This window comes from Pseudoalteromonas sp. SWXJZ94C, assembly GCF_015864385.1.
Lineage (GTDB): Bacteria > Pseudomonadota > Gammaproteobacteria > Enterobacterales > Alteromonadaceae > Pseudoalteromonas.
Genome location: NZ_JADYXF010000141.1, coordinates 1 through 850, shown reverse-complemented (window position 1 = coordinate 850; position 850 = coordinate 1). Strand labels below are relative to the sequence as shown.

General features: G+C 38.8%; 1 protein-coding gene. It reads right to left on the bottom strand.

Annotation, left to right across the window (positions count from 1 at the left end; translation table 11 throughout):
- On the bottom strand, positions 1 to 814 hold an 814-nt coding region (locus tag I6F65_RS22120; protein WP_197114853.1), incomplete at its 3' end, for an IS4 family transposase.
- Positions 815 to 850 lie beyond the last annotated feature (36 nt).

The window sequence follows — 850 nt, the reverse complement described above, 5'->3', positions numbered from 1 at the left end:
ATGAGGTAAATAATAACCATGGCTCAGTGGCGCCTTTAGCATGTTTCAAGCTTACGCTGCAGCGAATCGTTTTTCCTCGAAGGTTTTTCTTCTTTCTTTGTTTAGGCTTTGATTTAAACAAGTAAAAGTGACCACTCAATGAATTGGCTTTAGCGAGTCGTGTTTCAAATAGATAAGCGGGTTTTACTGTCGCTTTAGAATAAAGTGTTTTTACTGGTGACCAGCATGTATCATTTTCTGGCTTTTGATATTGTGTTTGATGCCTCACTCTGCCTACAAAATCCCAACCAAATTTAAGCACTAACTTAAACCAAGGATTGCGAAATCCTGCATCTGTGACGATGATCGGCTTGCAATCTGGAGGCAATATTGATTTAAGTGTTTTAATGAAATCCTTGTGCACGCTTTGCTTCATGTATTCACATTCACGAAAACTTTGCTCATAGATTGTCATTGCTCGACCTTTAACTGGCACTGCTGCTCGTAATAAATGAAACTCGCCACAAGGTGTTAACCCAGACCAATCAATCGTCACACATGGGCGTCTAATTTGACCTATAACGCGGCGAGTAATTTCTTGGTAATAATGGTAGCGAGAATGCTGGACGCGAGGGTTGCCAAATAACCTATCTATTCGTTTAATATTGTGTTTAACCTTCGCGTTACTCTTTAGTTTTCGCCCCAAAGCAGCAATGGATAAGAACTTATGTTGGCAGAGTGTTTCTACAGCTTTCATTAATGTGCAGTGGTTACGCTTATCAATAATACCCGCTGTATTAGAAAAAGTTTTATGTAATAATTTACTCAAGTGCATAGTCGATTTACTTTGTAATTTCTTTGGTCGGAAAAA